Source organism: Bradyrhizobium sp. Kon10 (assembly GCF_055807395.1).
This window is the reverse complement of the sequence record NZ_JBVVOZ010000021.1, coordinates 102,027-116,760: the sequence shown is the minus strand read 5'-3', so window position 1 is coordinate 116,760 and position 14,734 is coordinate 102,027. Positions and strand designations below refer to the sequence as shown.

13 protein-coding genes and 1 pseudogene are annotated in these 14,734 nt (G+C 64.3%); 5 read left to right on the top strand and 9 right to left on the bottom strand.

From position 1 onward, the window contains the following. Positions 1-153: 153 nt before the first annotated feature. The 4 genes and pseudogenes from AC0L2O_RS25715 to AC0L2O_RS25700 form a co-directional block, all read right to left on the bottom strand. Positions 154-1,401 carry a flavin monoamine oxidase family protein gene (locus AC0L2O_RS25715; protein ID WP_473371671.1) on the bottom strand — a complete coding sequence of 416 codons (1,248 nt, stop codon included), beginning with the start codon at positions 1,399-1,401 and terminating at the stop codon, positions 154-156. A gap of 189 nt (positions 1,402-1,590) precedes the next feature. Beyond that, a complete protein-coding gene (gene typA, locus AC0L2O_RS25710) occupies positions 1,591-3,417 on the bottom strand; it encodes a translational GTPase TypA (protein ID WP_369720030.1) in 1,827 nt (608 codons plus the stop codon). 270 nt (positions 3,418-3,687) lie between these two features. Then, positions 3,688-3,894: pseudogene (locus AC0L2O_RS25705) on the bottom strand (hypothetical protein); the annotation flags it as partial. Positions 3,895-3,937: 43 nt separating this feature from the next. Further along, positions 3,938-4,702: a Crp/Fnr family transcriptional regulator gene (locus AC0L2O_RS25700; protein WP_473371670.1), complete on the bottom strand. Its 765-nt coding sequence runs from the start codon at positions 4,700-4,702 to the stop codon at positions 3,938-3,940. A gap of 179 nt (positions 4,703-4,881) precedes the next feature. Between AC0L2O_RS25700 and AC0L2O_RS25695 the strand changes: the two genes are divergently transcribed. After that, a complete protein-coding gene (locus AC0L2O_RS25695; RefSeq protein WP_473371669.1) occupies positions 4,882-5,262 on the top strand; it encodes a response regulator in 381 nt (126 codons plus the stop codon). 19 nt (positions 5,263-5,281) lie between these two features. On the opposite strand, the gene AC0L2O_RS25690 is transcribed toward AC0L2O_RS25695, so the two are convergent. Both AC0L2O_RS25690 and AC0L2O_RS25685 read right to left on the bottom strand, forming a co-directional pair. After that, complete coding sequence (locus AC0L2O_RS25690; RefSeq protein ID WP_473371668.1) at positions 5,282-6,823, bottom strand: alkaline phosphatase D family protein; 1,542 nt, start codon at positions 6,821-6,823, stop codon at positions 5,282-5,284. A gap of 104 nt (positions 6,824-6,927) precedes the next feature. Further along, entirely contained in the window at positions 6,928-8,373 is a 1,446-nt protein-coding gene (locus AC0L2O_RS25685) for a TAXI family TRAP transporter solute-binding subunit (RefSeq protein WP_369720026.1), read from the bottom strand. A gap of 151 nt (positions 8,374-8,524) precedes the next feature. On the opposite strand from AC0L2O_RS25685, the gene AC0L2O_RS25680 reads away from it, so the two are divergent. After that, positions 8,525-8,827, top strand: a complete 303-nt coding sequence (locus tag AC0L2O_RS25680; protein WP_473371667.1) for a 4a-hydroxytetrahydrobiopterin dehydratase — start codon at positions 8,525-8,527, stop codon at positions 8,825-8,827. 86 nt (positions 8,828-8,913) lie between these two features. Beyond that, on the top strand, positions 8,914-9,300 hold the full coding sequence (locus AC0L2O_RS25675) for a YkvA family protein (RefSeq protein ID WP_473371666.1): 387 nt from the start codon (positions 8,914-8,916) through the stop codon (positions 9,298-9,300). A gap of 140 nt (positions 9,301-9,440) precedes the next feature. Here AC0L2O_RS25675 and AC0L2O_RS25670 read toward each other — a convergent pair whose 3' ends face one another. From AC0L2O_RS25670 to AC0L2O_RS25660, 3 genes are all read right to left on the bottom strand, one after another. Continuing rightward, positions 9,441-10,595 (bottom strand): TAXI family TRAP transporter solute-binding subunit, encoded by a 1,155-nt coding sequence (locus tag AC0L2O_RS25670; RefSeq protein WP_473371665.1) that lies wholly within the window; start codon positions 10,593-10,595, stop codon positions 9,441-9,443. A gap of 18 nt (positions 10,596-10,613) precedes the next feature. Continuing rightward, the gene (locus AC0L2O_RS25665; protein ID WP_473371674.1) at positions 10,614-11,438 is read right to left on the bottom strand and encodes an SEL1-like repeat protein; all 825 of its coding nucleotides are present in this window, start codon (positions 11,436-11,438) and stop codon (positions 10,614-10,616) included. 410 nt (positions 11,439-11,848) lie between these two features. After that, entirely contained in the window at positions 11,849-12,823 is a 975-nt protein-coding gene (locus tag AC0L2O_RS25660) for an NADPH:quinone oxidoreductase family protein (RefSeq protein ID WP_473371664.1), read from the bottom strand. A 216-nt stretch (positions 12,824-13,039) separates the two neighbouring features. Here AC0L2O_RS25660 and AC0L2O_RS25655 point away from each other — a divergent pair, with 216 nt between their 5' ends. Then, entirely contained in the window at positions 13,040-13,879 is an 840-nt protein-coding gene (locus AC0L2O_RS25655; RefSeq protein ID WP_473371663.1) for an SDR family oxidoreductase, read from the top strand. Positions 13,880-13,996: 117 nt separating this feature from the next. Further along, the gene (locus AC0L2O_RS25650) at positions 13,997-14,644 is read left to right on the top strand and encodes an invasion associated locus B family protein (RefSeq protein WP_473371662.1); all 648 of its coding nucleotides are present in this window, start codon (positions 13,997-13,999) and stop codon (positions 14,642-14,644) included. The last annotated feature ends 90 nt before the right edge of the window (positions 14,645-14,734 follow it).

Below are 14,734 nucleotides of genomic sequence, written 5' to 3'. Positions count from 1 at the left end.
AGCTTGGCTTCACCGTTCAACTCCAGCCCATCGCGGAGGCCGCCTGACGCTAAACCATTACCTGTTTCTTCCTAGCGCAGGGAAGCAATCCAGACTGCCGCCGCGGAAAGATTCTGGATTGCTTCGCTGCGCTCGCAATGACGGAGTGTGGGGTTACGGCCTGCCCAGAATCGCGAGCACTTCCTTCGCCGCCCGCTCCCCGCTATCTCGCGCCCCATGCGCCGTCGTGAAAAAACTTGGCGATGTCGCCTCTCCCGCAAAGAACAGGCGGCCATCCACGGCTGTGGCTAGCACGGCGCGGTCCCCCGCATGGCCAGGCAGCGCGTGCGAATAGGAGCCTCGCGCAAACGGATCATGCGCCCAGCGCGACTCGTACAGCGGCTTCAGCTTTCCCCTGATGTCGTTGCCGAGAAGGATCGCGATCTCGTCGATGCTGTGCGCGGCGATGGCGCCGTCGCCGGCCTCTTCCAGCTGGCGTGCAAAACTGCCGCCGAAAAAGCCTTCGATGCAGGGCTGCCCAAACGGGCGGATGTGATAGGTCCCCATCTCGGTGCGCATGGTGGCGCCGCGCAGATTGCCTTCCTTCGGGAAGGCTTCGGCGTCGTCGAGCGCCAACGTCACCTTGTCGTCGACGCCGAGCGGCAGGCCGGCTGCGGCATCGATCTTCGCGGGCAGGGGAGGCGAAAAGCGGATCGCTTCGTCGGCGATCAGATTGGTGGGTACGGTGACGATGACCTTGTCGGCGGTCAGCGTGCCCTGCGAGCTTTCGAGGCGGATGCGCTTGCCGGAATGATCGATCAGCGTGACGTTGCAATTGAGCGTCACCGGACAGTTTTCGCCATAGGCCGCAATCAGTGCGCCATAGCCGCGGCGGATGCGCCAGTTGAGGCCGGTGTCCTCATAGGCGTCCCAGTCGAGCGTCGACATATGCTTCAGTTCGCAGCCGTTGATGTAGGTCGAGATCGCGTCGATCATCGCATTCCAGCGATTGCCGGGCTCCAGGCTGCTGCTCGCGGGTTCGTCCTTGCCGGTCTGCGCGGCCTGCCAGAGACGCTCATAGAACGCATCCATTGCGCGCATGAACTCGTCGCGCTGGCTTTGCGGAAAGGCATTGCCGAAGGCGCGCTCGCGCCAGGGCGGCAGGTCCTGGTTGATCTCGAAATCGAGTTGTTTGGCGATTGCGACGAAGGAGTTCTTGTCCGCCGAGTGCAGCCAGCCGCAGCCGACATCGAAGGTGACCTCCGGCGACGCCTGCACGGTCCAGGCCCGGCCGCCGAGCCGGTCGCGCGCCTCCAGCACGATCACGGAGAGGCCGGAGTCGCGCAGCGCATGCGCCGCACCGAGGCCGGCGGCGCCGGCGCCGATGATCGCGACATCGACGGAGGAGGGCAGGGAGCTCATGAGCGGGCTCTAGCACGTTCGCAGGATGTGCTGAAGTCGCCGCAAGCATAGCCGTGATCACCCGCCTTGTGCGCAATTGCGCACTGGAGCGGGTGATCCAGTATTCCAGAGACAGTCGTCAGGTACGGAGAAGCCGCGGCGTACCGGATGCCCCACCTTCGCGGGCATGACAGTGTCGAGACCGGTAGCTTACGCCACCGCTTCCTTGGACTTTTCCGCGCGCTTGCGCTCGTTCGGGTCGAGGTGCTTCTTGCGCAGCCGGATCGACTTCGGCGTGACCTCGACGAGCTCGTCGTCCTCGATATAGGCCAGCGCCTTTTCCAGGGTCATGCGGATCGGCGGGGTCAGGCGCACCGCTTCGTCCTTCGAGGTCGTGCGGATGTTGGTGAGCTGCTTGCCCTTGAGCACGTTGATCTCGAGATCGTTGTCGCGGGTGTGCTCGCCGACGATCATGCCCTTGTAGACCTTCCAGCCCGGCTCGATCATCATCGGGCCGCGGTCTTCCAGCTTGAACATGGCATAGGCGACAGCCTCGCCCTGGTCGTTGGAGATCAGCACCCCGTTGCGACGGCCCTGGATCTCGCCCTTGTACGGGGCGTAGCCGTGGAACAGGCGGTTCATGATCGCGGTGCCGCGGGTGTCGGTGAGCAGTTCGCCCTGATAGCCGATCAGGCCGCGGGTCGGCGCGTAGAACACCAGCCGCAGGCGGTTGCCGCCGGACGGCTTCATCTCGATCAACTCGGACTTGCGCTCGCTCATCTTCTGCACGACGACGCCGGAATGCTCCTCGTCGACGTCAATGACGACTTCCTCGATCGGCTCCATGGTGGCGCCGGTGGCCTCGTCCTTCTGAAGCACGACGCGCGGACGCGACACCGAGAGCTCAAAGCCCTCGCGGCGCATGGTCTCGATCAGGATCGCGAGCTGCAATTCGCCGCGGCCCGAGACTTCCATGGCGTCCTTGTCGGACGCTTCGACCACGCGCAGCGCGACGTTGCCTTCGGCCTCGCGCAGCAGACGGTCGCGGATCATGCGGCTCGTCACCTTGTCGCCTTCGGTGCCGGCGAGCGGGGAGTTGTTGACGATGAACGACATCGACACGGTCGGCGGGTCGATCGGCTGTGCCGGCAGCGGCACCTCGACGGTCGGATCGCAGAAGGTGTCGGCGACGGTGCCCTTGGTCAGGCCCGCGATGGCGACGATGTCGCCGGCTTCGGCTTCCTCGAGCGGCGTACGCTCCAGACCGCGGAACGCCAAGATCTTGGTGATGCGGCCGGTCTCGACCAGCTTGCCGTCGGCATTGAGCACCTTGACCGCCTGGTTCGGCTTGACCACGCCGGACGAGATGCGGCCGGTGATGATGCGGCCGAGATAGGGATTGGCTTCGAGGATGGTGCCGATCATCCGGAACGGACCCTCTTCGACCGTGGGCGGCGCGACGTGGCGCAGGATCAGATCGAACAGCGGCTCCATGCCCTTGTCCTTCGGACCCTCGGGGGTTTCGGCCATCCAGCCCTGCTTGGCCGAGCCGTACAGGATCGGAAAATCGAGCTGCTCCTCGCTGGCGTCGAGCGCCGCGAACAGGTCGAACACCTCGTTGATGACTTCGGTCGGGCGCGCGTCGGGGCGGTCGACCTTGTTGATGACGACGATCGGCTTGAGGCCGACCTTGAGCGCCTTGGAAACCACGAATTTGGTCTGCGGCAGCGGGCCTTCGGCCGCGTCCACCAGCACAAGCGCGCCGTCCACCATGTTGAGGATGCGCTCGACCTCGCCGCCGAAATCGGCGTGGCCGGGGGTATCGACGATGTTGACGCGGGTGTCCTTCCACTGCACCGAGGCCGCCTTGGCCAGAATGGTGATGCCGCGCTCACGCTCCAAATCGTTGGAGTCCATGGCGCGATCCGTCACCTTCTGGTTCTCGCGGAACGTGCCGGATTGCTGGAGGAGCTTGTCGACCAGGGTCGTCTTGCCGTGGTCGACGTGGGCGATGATGGCGACGTTACGAAGGTTCATGAGTGAGCTTCTTTGCGGTCGGACAATGGGTTAAGCGCGATCTCGCCGGTCAGACCGGGACCTGTTCACGGATAACGCTGGAAACGTGAAAAACGGGGGCCTGCTACGCCCAAAAAGGAAGCCCGGTCAGCTCGACCGGGCACCCTATGCGTTGCGGCGCAATATATGCAAAAAACCCCAAAAAACAATGCGTTCTTTCGCGATTGGTTGACTGAATTTTATCCGGGAATCCCCGGGGGTTAGGCGAAAAGCCATGCTCAGACGCGCCGGCCCCCTGATGGCGGCCCAGATCAGAGCGACGCCCCCAAGCCCCACCACCAGGCCCAGGAAGACCAGGGGCAAGACGTCGGAATCGATCTGGCCGCGGTCGGATATTGAAATTCCGCCGAACAGGAGCGCGCAGAGGCCCGGCAGCAATATGACGATCCCGAAGATCGCCATCAGCGCGGTCAGGCAGCCGCTGCGCGGGTTCGGCGGGGTCCGGCGGCATCTTCTCCATGACGGAAGAGCGCGGCAGGCGCTAGCCGGCCTCCGTCTCCTTGGTCGGGTAGACTCCGCGCAGCACCTCCTCGAAGTGCAGTTTGACGGCGTCGTTGCACAGGCAGGCGCGCAGGCGGAGGCCGTCGCGGTTGCGGACCAGGATCGAGCCGCGCCGCGTCTCAAGAACGCCTTCCGCCTTGAACGACTGGAGCACGCGGCTGGCATAGCTGCGGCCGACGCCGAGCAAGGTCGAAAGCTGCTCATGCGTCAGCGGCACGCTGTTGTCGTCGCCGGTCCGCTCCATCGCCGCCAGCATCCATTTGGCCGTACGCTGCTCGATCGAGTGGATGGCGTTGCAGGCGGTCGACTGGAAAACCTGCGCCAGCATACAGTCGGCGTAGCGGGCAAAGATGTTGTGCAGCGACGGCGAACGCCGCTTGGCCGCTTCTAGCTTGGCGACATTGATGCGCGCAAACGGTCCGCCGAACTTCACGGAGATACGGGTATAGGCCGGCAGGAATCCCTCGCTGACAATGCCGCCGACCGCGCCTTCGCGGCCAACCAGAATGGTCTCGACGTCCCGGCCGTCCTCATTGGGCACGACGAAGGTCGCGAGCGACTGTCCGCACGGGAAGTGCGCAACCTGGACGTCGTCGCCGGGGCTGTAGAGCAGCTCGTTTGCCGCAGCGTCGTCAACGGCGATGTGTGGCGCGAGCAGCGTGTAGTCCGCGTGGCTCAGCCGCCGCAGCAGATTGTTTGCGGGGCGGCTGTCGAGCTCGGTTGTCTTGCCGGTGCGCGCGTCCATCGGGAACTCCCATCCTCCTCCCACAATAGCGAGTTCCGGCCATTTCCTGTGTGCACAAGTGGACAGACGGGAGAACGGCGATGTGGTGGGTTTCGTTCCGGGAACACGCCGATGCGCTGGGCGCAGCATCGCGACGCGGCAGTCCTGGTCCGAGAAACACCGTGTTCCAAGATGCGTTGATGGCACCCGCTTTTTCCGACGGCTCAGAGTGTCCTGCCGATGTCCTGATCGTCGAGGACGATCCGATTATTGCCATCGATTTCGAGGATCGCCTGCTCGGGTTTGGCGTGACGAGCGTGCGCGCCGTGGGCTCGGTGGCGCAGGCGCTGGAGGCGATCGCGAGCCGTCCGCCGGATTTCGCGCTGCTCGACGTCGAGTTGATCCGCGAGAAAAGCTTTGCGATCGCCGACCGTCTCGTCGCCCTGAAGATTCCGTTCGTGTTCGTGACCGGTTACGGCGCGGATGCGAGCATTCCTTCGGCCTTTGCGGCGCGCCCGCGTCTGCAAAAGCCGTGCTCCAGCGATGCGCTGGAGGCCGCGCTGCGGATGCGCCGCGCCTGACGGCGCGCCGGTGACGGCTTCAGGCGAATTTCGGATCGAGCGTGGTCGACCACAGCGCGACGTCGGCGCGATCGCGCAGCGTCACGATCATCTGGCCGGAGCCGCCGTCGATCTTGACGTGACCGAAGAACTGCATGCCGGCCGACGGCGGCAGGTTCTGGTTGTCTTTTCCAGGGGCCTTGATGAAGCGCACGTCCGGACCAAAAGTGTTGTCGAGATCGTTCGGCCCGAACGTGCCCGCATGCAACGGCCCGGAGACGAATTCCCAGAACGGCTCGAAGTCCTGGAATTGCGCCTTGTTCGGATCGTAATAATGCGCGGCGGCGTAGTGCACGTCGGCGGTCAGCCACACCGTGTTGCGGATCGGCGCCATCTTGATGAAGCGCAGGAGGTCGGCGATTTCGAATTCGCGGCCGCGCACCGGACCGTCGCCTTGCGCAAAGGCTTCCGAGCCGCCCTTCGGCGTATCTGGCACGACCAGGCTGAGCGGCATGTCGGAGGCGATCACCTTCCAGGTCGCGCGTGAATTGAGCAGGCCGCGCTTGAGCCATGCGATCTGGTCGGGGCCGAGGAAGTAGCTGGCCGGACCGTATTCGGTCTCGAGGTTGGCGCCGTTCGGGCCGCGATAGCTGCGCTCGTCGAGCACGAACACGTCCAGATGCGGCCCGTAGGAGATCTGGCGATAGACCCGGCCGGGCTCGACGATGCTCTCCCGCATCGGATACATCTCGTGGAAGGCGCGGCCGGCGCGGGCCGCGAGCAGGCTGATGTCGCGCACCTTGTAGCTCGCCGGCAGCTCCTTCGACAGCGACCAGTTGTTGGTCACCTCGTGATCGTCCCACTGCACGAAGATCGGCACTTCGGCGTTGAAGGCGCGAACGTTGTCGTCGGTGAAATTGTACTTGTGCGCGGCGCGATACTCGTCGAGCGTCTCGGCGACCTTGGCTTTCTCGGGGATGGTGATGTTCTTCCAGGTCTTGCCGTCGGCGAGCTTCACCTCGGAGGGGATGACGCCGTCGGCGTAGATGGTGTCGCCGGAATGCAGGAAGAAATCCGGCCGATGCTTGCGCATGGCGGAGAACGACACCATGCCGCCGTCGTCGGGGTTGATGCCCCAGCCCTGGCCGGCGACATCGCCGCCCCAGACGAAGCTGACGTCGCGGCGGTCGGCGGGCGCAGTGCGGAAGCGGCCGGTCACCGGCTCGCCTTCGATTGCGGTGTGGGAGAGATCGCGGAAGCGGACGCGATAGAAGATGTCCTGGCTGCTGGGAAGATTCTCCACCAGCATTTTTGCCGTGAAGTCGCTCTCAGGCAGCGCCGCGATCGGCGGCAGCGCGCGGGCATCCTTGAAGGAGTCCGTCGTCGCCACCTCGACCAGCATCTGCGAGGGGCGGTCCGCACGCGCCCAGATCACGCCGCCGTCGACGGTGACGTCGCCGGACTGCACCCCATGGGTCACGGCCGGCCGGTCGGCCGCGCGCGAAAGATGAGGCATTGCGATCGCGCCGAGCGCACCGGCGCTGGTGGTCAGGAAACGGCGGCGGGAGAATTTGATCTTCATGGATGGCTCTCAATAGCGCGAGGGACGGCTGCCCGGGCGGTCGCCGAGATGACGTCAGACGCTATATTGAGGAAATGTGACGAAGCGATAACGCGTGCCAGCGCTTAAGCGTTGCTGGCCGCCCGGAATTGCGCGCCGGTGCGTTGCAGGTTCTGCGGCAGGCTGAACAGCACGGTCTTGCGATCGGCAACCGCGGCATGGAACTGATCGAGCACGATGTTGAAGGCGGTGAGCGCGCCCTCCTCGATCGCGCCGTGATCGAAGCAGCGCAACGTGTCGCGGAGGATCTCGTCGGCCTCGGCCTGCATCTGGTCGAGCTCCTCGGTCGTCTCGCTCTTGCGTGCGCCGGCGATCATGTCGAGCAGGCGTTCGCGCAGATGGCTGTTGGTGTTGCGTTCGTCCTTTTTCAGATAGCCCGCGAACCATGCGCCGATCGAGCCCATAGCCGAGAGTGCCATCAGGGTCCACCAGATGTAATCGCTGTACTTGTCGAGGAAGGTCTTTTCCTCACCGTCAACGAAGGCGGCCGCACCCGGATGCACGGGGATCACGGCATCCTTGTCGGTGTCGGGCGTTTCGATCTTGGCGGCGAGCGGGAATTCCGTCACCAATTGCTGGCGCACCGCGAACAGCTGGCGCGTGAACGCCGCGATGGTGGTTTCCGACACCCCTTTGCGCGCCACGATGTGATGCGAGAAGCTGATCGTCTTGACCTCGTCGTCCGGACGGTCGGGCGAGCCGCCATAAGTGCCCGCGGGAATCTCGGACGCCTCGTAGACAGGATGGTTCTGCGCGATCGCATCGGCGGAATCGATCGCGAGGAATGTCGGCGTGCCGCCGTCCTTGGCCGAGGCCGCAATCGCGTCCGCCGTGATCTTGCTGTTGACGGGGCCTGCGGCGAGATAGGCGTCGACCTTCTGGGTGCGGATCGCCTCGGCGACCTCGCTCGCCGGGAATTGCACGATCTCGACCTTGGCCGGATCGACGCCATATTGCTGGAGCACCACCTTGAGCAGGCCGACATTGGCCTGCGTGCGGCCGACCACGCCGACGCGATGGCCGGCGAGCTGCGCGATCTTGGTGATCTTGGCGCCCTTCTTCTTGCCCTTGCCGGGCACGGTCCACAGCACCGCGACGTTCTTGCGCAGGGTGGCAACCGCTTGCGCGTTTTTGGGCACGTCGAGATCGCCGCGGACGATGGCGAGATCGACTTTGCTCTCCGCGAGCGCATCGGCGCTGGCGGCGGCACCGTCCGTCTGGACGGGACGCAACCGCACATAGCCTTTGCTCTGCGCGAAAGCCTGCGTCAACGCCTGCACCACCTTGACGTCGTCGCTGTTGGCGGGGCCGACCGCGATCTTCAGCGTCACCGGCCGCATCGCAAAATAGTATCCGCCGACCAGCGCGCCGATGATCGCAAGCACCAGCGCCAGAGACACGAGTGCCGTCCTCCGCGCCGCGGATCGCGGCGAAGGCGGAGGGGGCGCTTCGGCCAGGTCCAATCCCCCGGTCATCGATCTCCCAAACAGGCGCTTCAGACTCAGTTTCATCTTGGCCGGCGATTTACGCCGGGAAGTGTAGCAAATTTCTTGTCCGGCGGGGTTACATCTCCGTCATGGTTAGCGGATCGACCAAATCCGGTATGAACCGGGGCGCCAGCACGGTGTTAGGGTAAAGTTCCCCTGAAGGACGGAGGCGATCATGGCAGAGCGGCTATCGGCAGAGGCACGCAAGCAGGCGCTGGGCGGCATCCCGGGCTGGACCGAGCGTCCGGGACGGGAGGCGATCGGGAAGACCTTCGTCTTCAAGGATTTCAACGAGGCCTTTGGCTTCATGACCCGCGCGGCGCTGGTGGCCGAAAAGATGGATCACCACCCCGAATGGCGCAACGTCTACAAGACGGTGGAGGTGGTTCTCTCGACCCATGATGCGGGCGGGCTCACCTCGCTCGATATCGAGCTCGCCAAGGCGATGAACGCCATGGCCAAGCTGACAGCAGGCTGACGTCTTGCAGGGGCGGACTGCATCCCCATCTTGTGCTCAGCGTGTTGTGCGGCGATCCGCCGCTCCGGCTGAACGGAGTTTTGGAGATGGCCGCCGAGCACAGTGTCGGCTTCGAGCCGGCTGATCGGCTCGCCGAGGATCGTGAGAGCCTGCGCCGCCGCTTCTGGCGCAAGCTGAAGCGTGTCGCCGCGCATCTGCCGTTCGCGGAAGACCTGCTCGCCGCCTATTACTGCGCCTTCGACAGGCAGACGCCGCGCCATGTCCAGGCCTCGCTGCTGGGCGCGATCGCCTATTTCATCCTGCCGTTCGACTTCATCCCGGACATGATGCCGATCCTCGGCTTCACCGATGACGCCGCGGTGCTCGCCACTGCCCTTCGCATGGTCGCCAGCCACATCACGACGGAGCATCGCGACGCCGCGCGTGCAGCGCTGAAGCGCGGGGTGGATGAGGCGGAAGTGGAAGTGCAGTAGCATTCGCTACGCGTTCCGTCGTCATTCCCCGCGAAGGCGGGGAATCCAGTACGCCGCGGCTTCTCGATTCAATCACTGACGTCAGGCGTACTGGATCGCCCGGTCAAGCCGGACGATGACATCGAGCGCGTGACCGGCAGCTATTTCTTCTGCGCCCGAACCTTCTCCGCGTCCCAGGCCTGGAACTGTTTGAACAGCGTTTCCTTGTCCGTGTCGGACACTTTCGCCGCTGCGGGGCTTTGCTTCAGGAACGCCTCGAAGCGCTGCCGCGTCACCGGTTCGACATCGTGCCGCTCGAGCCATTGCTGTGCCACCGGCAATCTGTTCCAACCTGCCAAAGGCGCCGCGAGCGAGACCTCCTTCCACTTGGGATGGAAAGGCGGGTTCTGCAGCGTCGGGAATTTCGTGAAGAACGCGTCCACGAACAATTCAAGCTTGCGGTAGCGCTCGGTTTTAGGCGCCCAGTTGTAGGCAGCGAGCACCGCCGGCACCGCGATAGTGTCCACGCTCTCGCCCTCCTTGATCAGGTTCGGATAATCCTTGGCGGTCAGCGTTGCTGGCAGATAGTCGCTCTGGAGCGGCTTCGCATAATCCACGGTTGCGAGGTGGAAGCGGCCGTCATTGCCGAAGTTCGAAACGGACTTGTACGGTTTGCCGCCGACCACGATGACGGCGTCGATCTCGCCGGCCTTGAGTTTCTCCAGCGCAATGCGTTGCTCGACATAGACGAATTTCGCCTTGATCCCGAGCCGCTCGAACACGGTGAGTGCGGTGACGAAAGTGCCGCCGTTCGGCAGGTCGACGCTTACAGTTTTGCCTTCCAGATCCTTGAGCGTCGCGACCGATTTTGGCGCGATCACCTGCATCTCTTCGTTGTAGAGCTTGGTCACATAGGTGAACTGCTTCTTGATGTCCTTGGCAAAGCCTTTGCGTTCCAGATAGTCGAGCGTATCCGCGCGCACGATTCCGAGATCGACGCCTTGCAGGAACAGGATGTCGGCAACGCTCTGCACCGAGCCTCGACCGACGATTGGCAGCATGCGAAGCCTGTTGCCGTCGTCGAGCACCGAAGCGAGGTCGGCGCCGAATTGCACATAGGTGCCGCCGATCGTGCCGGTGATCAAGGTCACCGTGTTGGCGTTCAGCGACTGCTTGGTCGAGGTCGAGCCGAACTGGAAGATGGCTTTCAGGCTGTCCGAGACCTTGGCCGGATCATATTCGGTCTGCTCGGCGCGTGCCGCGAAGGCACAGATCGTCATGATGGCGGCAAGCGCCATTCTCAAAGCGTTACGCATGATATCCCCTAATGAGTTCTAGTTCTGAATCTGGGCGAGGCGTTGCCGCGCCTCCGCCGATCCGAGACCTGCGGCCTTTTGGTACCAGTCGCGCGCGGCGGTCGCGTCGGCAGCGATGCGCCTGGCGTCGCTGGTGCCCAATACGGCCGGGTCATAGGTCTGCCCCAGCAGAAATGCTGCCGTTGGATCCTGTGCATTGGCGGCGCGTTCGAGCAGCAGGCGGGCGGCGGCAATGTCGCCGACCGCCAACAGACCGTTCGCGCGCGCCATCAGGCCGGCCAGCGTGTCGGCATCGAGCGTCTTGGCAGGCGGAGGCTGTGCAGTGATTGGCGCGGGCGCCCGGGCTTGCAGCGCGGTCTGATAGGCAGACGCAATCGCTTCGCGGCTCGGCGTTGGTGCAGGGAGATCCTGCGCGTCAGCGCTCGCGAGCGTCGTGTTGCTCACGCGCGCCGGGTCCTGGCGCGTCTGCGGCGTGTCCGGCCCGTTGGCGGACGCCATGGCCTGGTCCAGTTCAGTACGCCTCGGACTGGTGGCATCGGCGGCGAACAGGCTCCCGAGACTGGGTTGAAACAGCGCAGCCAGAACTGCGAGCGTGGATGCGACCAGTATGGCCGCGAGAACACGCGGGACAATTCTCGACCCGGGACTCAACGCCCGCGCCGTATATTCGCTTGGGTCCGGCGCACCGAGCGGATCGGACAGGAACAGTGGAATTGGATCGTCCGGTGACAGTTCGACCCGTGCGGCGCGCGCACGGATATAGGACGCGACGGCCGGATGTGATGCAGCTTGATCGGAATCGAACGACCTCGATTCCCTGGACGGGCGGTACGCCGTCTCCATGGTGATGCTCCCCGTTAGTAACGCAACGCTGGGGCATCCCGGCTTCAGTCTTTTTGTTGTTGTCCAGAAATGCCCCGCAAACTGGAACGGGTAAATCGCTGTCTGAATCAGCCCAAAAAGCGTCAGCGGCTTGCGCGAATCGGGAGATATTTGGGTTTGATTGGGGCGACGTGGAGGAATCCACCGCAATCTTGGCGGCAATGGTTGATGGCGATCTACCGGGTGGCAGCGTGGACAATGCTTGTCCCGCGCTTGCTGTCATTCCGCGCGAAAGCGGGGAATCCAGTACGCCGCGGCTTCTCGATTCAATCACTGACGTCACGGAGTACTGGATCGCCCGGTCAAGCCGGGCAATGACAGTTTGAGCTTGTGGCGAGCGGCTGTAGCGACACACGCCACGCCGCGTCAGCTCACGGATGCAGGATCACCTTGCCCATGGCCTGACGTCCTGCGAGCACCTTCAGGGCGTCGGCAGTCTGCGCCAACGGGAAGGTGCGGTCGACATGCGAGGAGATTTTTCCTTCCGCCGTCCACCTCACGAGCTTCTCGAGATTGGCGCGGTTCTTGGCCGGGTTGAGCCTTGTCCAGGCGCCCCAGAACACGCCGCGGATGTCGCAGCCCTTCAGCAAGGCGAGGTTCAGCGGCATCTTCGGAATGTCGCCGGCGGCAAAGCCGATCACGAGGAAGCGGCCTTCCCAGGCGATCGAACGCAACGCCTGCTCGGCATACGTACCACCGACCGGATCGAAGATGATATCGACGCCCTTGCCGCCGGTGAGTTTTCGCAAGCCTTCCTTCAGGTCTTCCTTGGCGTAGTTCAGCGTCAGCTCGGCACCATGCGCTTTGGCGAATTCGAGCTTCTCGTCCGACGAGGCGCAGGCGATCACCTTCAAGCCCATCAGCTTGCCGAGTTCGCAGGCCGCCAGGCCTGTGCCGCCGGCCGCGCCCAGCACCGCGAGCGTCTCGCCCGGCTTCGGGCTCGCGCGGTCTTCCAGCGCATGCAGCGCGGTGCCGTAGATGATGATGATGCCCGCCGCGCGGTCGTAATCGAGATTGTCGGGAATCTTGACGATCGATGCCGTCGGCAAGGCGATCCTTTCGCGCGCGCCGTTATGGCCGCAGGAGGCGACCACGCGATCGCCGACCTTCACATCAGTGACGCCCGCGCCGACGCTCTCGATCACGCCGGCAACTTCGGCCGCCGGCGAGAACGGGAACGGCGGCTTGACCTGGTACTTGCCCTGAATCATCAGGATGTCGAAGAAGTTCAGCGCCGCGGCCTTGATCGCGATCACGGCTTCGCCGGGACCCGCCACCGGATCCGGTACCTCCGTGAGCACGAGATCGTCAGGCTGGCAATATTGCGAGCAGAGGATGGCTTTCATGACGGCACCTGAGCGTTTCGAGGCAGAATTATAGTTTGGCTGTTTCTGCCGGATTTAGGCTCGGGCGACAATCCGGATTCTTTGTCAGAGACCATCCACCGGCCTATCCTCGTCATTGCGAGCGAAGCGAAGCAATCCAGATCCGTGCCGCGGAAATAGTCTGGATTGCTTCGCTGCGCTTGCAGTGACGAAAGAAGAAAAGGGAGGATTCAAACGATGTTTGAAACAGGTCTGCTCAAGAGCAAGCGCATTCTCGTCACCGGCGGCGGCTCCGGTCTCGGCGCCGCGATGGGACGCCGCTTTCTGTCGCTGGGCGCTGAGCTCATCATCTGCGGCCGCAAGCTCGACCGACTGGAGACGACGGCCACGGAGATGCGCGCGCAGACCGGAGGCACGGTCACGACCATCGCCTGCGATGTCCGCGACGGTGCCGCAGTCGACAGCATGATGGATGCGATCTGGCTCGAGGCGCCGCTCGATATCCTCGTCAACAACGCTGCCGCCACCTTCCTCGCGCAGAGCGAGCACCTGTCGTTTCGCGCCGCCGATGCGATCCTGGCGCCGACGCTGCATGGCGCGATGTATTGCACGCTCGCCGCCGGCCGGCGCTGGATCGAAGGCAAGCATGGCGGCCTCGTGCTCTCGATTCTCTCGACCTCGACCATCACCGGGCGCGCCTTCACCGTTCCCTCCGCCATGGCGAAGTCGGCGGTGCTGGCGATGACCAAAAGCCTCGCGGTGGAATGGGGGCCGAAGGGCATCCGCACCGTGGCGATCGCGCCGGGTCCGTTCCCGACCGCCGGCGCATCCGGGCAGTTGCGTCCCGAGGGCCGCGATGAAAGTTGGACCGCGCGCAATCCACTTGGCCGCACCGGCGAGCACGGCGAGCTTGCCGATCTCGCCAGTTTCCTGGTTTCGGACCGCGCCGGCTACATCAATGGCGAGATGGTGGTGATCGACGGCGGCGCGCATTTGCGCAGTTCCGGCGCCGAGGACCTGTTGCACTGGACCGAGGCGCAATGGGCCGAGCAGCGCGCCGCGCGGTCCCGAGGCTAGCCGCTGCGCTCCTGCTAACTGCCTTCCCAAATTGGACTTTCCCGGCTATCCCTGACCCCCCGGACAAAGCGCGGCCGGGCCATCTTCCAGTCACAATATTGAGGGAACCACTCCAGCATGTGGCGGGTGCTATCTTTAACTTTGATGATCGGCATGATGACGTGCGGGATCGCCAATCCCGCGCGGGCGCAGACGCCGCAACCGGCGCCGAAGGCGACACCGAAGCCGGCCGCTCCAGCCGCCAAGACTGCCGCCAAGACCGCCGCCAAGCCTGAGAGCAAACCGGCCGCTGTGCCCGCGACAGTTGCCGGCGGCGCAGAGCCGACGCTGATCGGCCAGTTCGGCACCTGGGGCGCCTATGCGGCGACGCCCAACGGCAAGAAGGTCTGCTTCGCGCTGGCCAAGCCCTCGTCGTCCAAGACCAATCCGCCGAACAGGCCGCGTGACCCGGCCTATGCCTTCGTCTCGACCCGGCCGGCCGAGAAGGTCACCAACGAGGTCTCGGTGATGATCGGCTACGCGCTGAAGCCGGGCTCGGAATCCTCGGTCGAGGTCGGCGGCGCCTCGTTCGCGATGTACACGCAGGGCGACGGTCTCTGGATCAAGAACGCGGCCGAGGAGGAGCGGATGGTCGAAGCCATGCGCAAATCCCCCGATCTCGTGGTCAAAGGGGTCTCGGCCAAGGGAACGGAGACGACCGACACCTTCTCGCTGAAGGGGCTCGCCCAGGCGCTGGACCGGATCGCGCAGGATTGTCGCCGTTAAGACTGCGGTCGATAAGGTCGCAATCGACAGGTCTGGTTGCTATATAGGGCGCGTACTAGACTTTCTCCCGTCATTCCGGGGCGCGCGAAG

Excerpts from the sequence above, each read along its gene's own strand:
- AC0L2O_RS25665 (WP_473371674.1), bottom strand. The coding sequence starts at position 11,438 with ATGGAGACGGCGTACCGCCCGTCCAGGGAATCGAGGTCGTTCGATTCC.
- AC0L2O_RS25690 (WP_473371668.1), bottom strand. The coding sequence starts at position 6,823 with ATGAAGATCAAATTCTCCCGCCGCCGTTTCCTGACCACCAGCGCCGGT.
- AC0L2O_RS25680 (WP_473371667.1), top strand. The coding sequence starts at position 8,525 with ATGGCAGAGCGGCTATCGGCAGAGGCACGCAAGCAGGCGCTGGGCGGC.
- AC0L2O_RS25675 (WP_473371666.1), top strand. The coding sequence starts at position 8,914 with ATGGCCGCCGAGCACAGTGTCGGCTTCGAGCCGGCTGATCGGCTCGCC.
- AC0L2O_RS25715 (WP_473371671.1), bottom strand. The coding sequence starts at position 1,401 with ATGAGCTCCCTGCCCTCCTCCGTCGATGTCGCGATCATCGGCGCCGGC.
- AC0L2O_RS25695 (WP_473371669.1), top strand. The coding sequence starts at position 4,882 with ATGGCACCCGCTTTTTCCGACGGCTCAGAGTGTCCTGCCGATGTCCTG.
- AC0L2O_RS25700 (WP_473371670.1), bottom strand. The coding sequence starts at position 4,702 with ATGGACGCGCGCACCGGCAAGACAACCGAGCTCGACAGCCGCCCCGCA.
- AC0L2O_RS25650 (WP_473371662.1), top strand. The coding sequence starts at position 13,997 with ATGTGGCGGGTGCTATCTTTAACTTTGATGATCGGCATGATGACGTGC.
- AC0L2O_RS25685 (WP_369720026.1), bottom strand. The coding sequence starts at position 8,373 with ATGAAACTGAGTCTGAAGCGCCTGTTTGGGAGATCGATGACCGGGGGA.
- AC0L2O_RS25670 (WP_473371665.1), bottom strand. The coding sequence starts at position 10,595 with ATGCGTAACGCTTTGAGAATGGCGCTTGCCGCCATCATGACGATCTGT.
- typA (WP_369720030.1), bottom strand. The coding sequence starts at position 3,417 with ATGAACCTTCGTAACGTCGCCATCATCGCCCACGTCGACCACGGCAAG.
- AC0L2O_RS25655 (WP_473371663.1), top strand. The coding sequence starts at position 13,040 with ATGTTTGAAACAGGTCTGCTCAAGAGCAAGCGCATTCTCGTCACCGGC.
- AC0L2O_RS25660 (WP_473371664.1), bottom strand. The coding sequence starts at position 12,823 with ATGAAAGCCATCCTCTGCTCGCAATATTGCCAGCCTGACGATCTCGTG.